Source organism: Streptomyces sp. NPDC059900, assembly GCF_050270335.1.
Lineage (GTDB): Bacteria > Actinomycetota > Actinomycetes > Streptomycetales > Streptomycetaceae > Streptomyces.
In genome coordinates, this window is sequence record NZ_JBNNJZ010000812.1 from 1 (window position 1) to 2,847 (window position 2,847).

Genomic DNA, 2,847 nt, shown 5'->3' on the forward strand with positions numbered 1-2,847 from the left:
GCACTCGGGGCGTTGGCTGGTGCCGTCGGAACAGCCCTGGCCGGCATAGCAGCGGGGTGGGCCTCACGCGAGCAAGCCAGAATCACGGCCAGAGCGGAGCATCGGCGCCTCAGACAAGGGCCCAGGGCAGACGCGTACGAGGCTTTCATCGGAGCCTCCGGGGCCCTGCGCGATCACGCGATTCCCTTGTTCTTCGGCGTCGAAGAGATCCACAACAGGCCACCCCTCACCGAGGAGTTCCTTGCCGAAGCCCAGAATCATATGAAGGCAGTGGTGGCTTCCTGGCTGACCGTGACCCTCGCCGGGCCCCGAAGCGTGCAGGCGGCGGCATCCGATATCTACGACTGCTCCAAGGAGCTGACATCCCACGGCATCGCGATCTGGGCCATGACTGAGGATGAAGGCCTTTCCAGGCAGGTCGACAGGCTCGAACTCGAAGCCCACCACATGATCGTCAAGCTGAACAACCACATCGCCACATTCACCGAGCTCGCCCAGCAGGTACTGGATGACGACGGCACGATCTGACCCGGAGGGGCGAGTGCCGCTACGCCCCCAAGTCCCCGCAGGTGTCTGCGTCTGTGGCTGCACCGGGGAAGCCGTGGCGAGCGGGCACCGGCCGGATTACGCCCAGGGTGCGGCGACGTCCATGTTTTTCGCTCGCATGTCCTTGCTGTCGAGCAGCTTTCTGCAGACGGCCCGGCCCAGGCCGGGCATGCGCATCAGGTGTCTCATCCCGGCGCGTACGGCCAGCTCCTTGCGGTCCAGCGGGGTGAACATCCGCCGCCCGCTGACCAGCGCGCTGTCCTGCTGGGCCCGGATGAAGGGCCGCATCCGGGACTCCCAGGCCCGCAGCGCGCCGTTCACTCCGCCGGGGTGGCGTTGGAGCATGGTGCCCAGCAGTTCCCCGCCCGCGATTCCGGCGGATACGCCCATGCCGGAGTACAGCGTCATGCACCAGGCCGCATCGCCGATCAGGACGACTCGGCCGCTGTGCCAGCTGGCCATCTTCACCTGCTGCACCGTGTCGAACAGGGCGTCGGCGGCCTGCTCGTAGCGGTCAAGCAGGCCTTCCAGCAGCGGGCCGGTGGGTTGGGGTCCGAAGGCGGCGCGGATGGACTCGATGGGCGGGCGGCGGAACTCGGCGTCGACGTTCCGGGTGCGGTAGGAGAACAGCAGGCTCGGCGGCCGGTCGGCGAAGGGGAAGGCCCAGGCGGACCGCCCCGGCTCGGCCAGGATGAGCCCTTGGGACGGGCCGAATCCGTCGACCGGCCGGTCCAGGAGGGTGACGCCGATCATGTAGTTGAGGGGGTGGAGATCGTATTGGTGGGCGAAGGCCAGTCTGCGCACCGTGGAGCGCATGCCGTCGGCGCCCACGACGAGGTCGAAGCGTTCGTCGACCGACGTGTCGGCCGCGGTGTCGCGCAGCGTGACCCGGGCTCCGGACTCGTCCTGGACGATGCGGGTGGGCACGGTCGCGTAGCGGATCTCCACGTCCTCGGGCAGCGCCGCGAACAGACCCTGCTCCACGTCGCCGCGCAGCAGGGGGCGGGGGCCTCCGGCCAGCGAGCCGAGGTTCACCCGGGGACGGCGGTTGCCGCTGCGGTCCACGTCGTACAGGGCGATCTCCGGGCCGCCGCGGTCGCCGATGTTCTCCAGCACGCCCAGCCGCCGTGCCGAGGCGATGCCCGAACCGAACAGGGCGATGTAGTAGCCGCCTTCGCGCCGGGCGGGTGCCCGCTCGACCACGACCGGCTCCCAGCCGATCTGCCGCAGGCGCACCGCGGTGGCGATGCCTGCTATCCCCAGGCCGACCACCAGCGCCCGGCCTCCCTTTGCTGAATTCGACATGGCAGTTCCTTCTCCTTGGCTTGCGCGGAACATCGGCGCGGCGCGAACGGGGCACGCCGGCCGCCTGCGTGTGCCGCCGGGCGAGCAGAGCGTCAAAGCGGTTTGCACAGCGCTTACTTCGCGCCGGACAGCCAGGTGATGGTGGCGGTGCGTGAGCCGTACTTGGCGCCCAGCGTGGCGGCTTCCTTCAGGACGATCGCGGGACGGCCCGCGAGGTACTGCCGCCGCGCGCTGTCATCACGCCGGGACAGCTGGATCACACCATCGTGCCGGCCCAGGGTCAGCCCCGTCCCGAAGTACCCCATGGAGTACGGCCGGGGCTCGCGGCCCCGGATCAACCGGGCCAGTGTGTCGGCGGCGTGGGCACCCTGCGGGCCCGCTGTCTGGCAGGCCGGGCGGGAGCCGGGGACGGCGGCGCAATCGCCCACGACGAAGACCCGCGGATCGCTCACGCTGCGCAGATACCCGTCGACGAGGGCGCGGCCGCGGTCATCGACGTCCAGGCCGCTGCGCTGTGCAAGGTCGGGAATAGTGCCGAGGACAGCCCAGAGGGTCAGATCGGAATGCAACGGCCGGTCAGGGTCCGACCGCAGCCGCACCTGGTCGCCCCCCGGTGCCTCGTCGCCAGGCAGCACGTCGGCCACGGTGTCCTCAAGGATCGATACCTCCAAGCGCTCCAGGCCGGCGCGCACGCGGCGGCGGGCCCCCTCGGAGAAGGACGCCGCAAGCCGGCTGCCCACCAGCCGTACCTGCAGGTCGGGTCGCGCGTCAGCAACCTCGGAGGCGGTCTCGATGCCGGTGGGGCCCGTGCCGATGACGGTCACAGTGGAGCCGGCAGGAAGGTCCGACAGCCGCGCACGGGCGCGCTGCGCTCCCTCCCACGTGCCCACCGGGACGGTGCCCGGCAGCGGGGAGACCGTGCTCCCCACGGCCAGGACCAGGTGGTCGAACGCGGCCAACTCTCCCGTGTCCAGGACCACGCTGCCGTCACCTATC

At 70.4% G+C, this 2,847-nt stretch carries 3 protein-coding genes; 1 reads left to right on the forward strand and 2 read right to left on the reverse strand.

The features are described from left to right. Positions 1-528: hypothetical protein (locus tag ACQKIP_RS44310; RefSeq protein ID WP_427745587.1), on the forward strand; the 528-nt coding region annotated here is incomplete at its 5' end. A 96-nt stretch (positions 529-624) separates the two neighbouring features. Here ACQKIP_RS44310 and ACQKIP_RS44315 read toward each other — a convergent pair. Next, positions 625-1,851 (reverse strand): FAD-dependent monooxygenase, encoded by a 1,227-nt coding sequence (locus ACQKIP_RS44315; RefSeq protein WP_365866842.1) that lies wholly within the window; start codon positions 1,849-1,851, stop codon positions 625-627. 113 nt (positions 1,852-1,964) lie between these two features. Continuing rightward, a partial coding sequence (locus ACQKIP_RS44320) for an NAD(P)/FAD-dependent oxidoreductase (RefSeq protein ID WP_427745588.1) occupies positions 1,965-2,847 on the reverse strand: 883 nt, incomplete at its 5' end.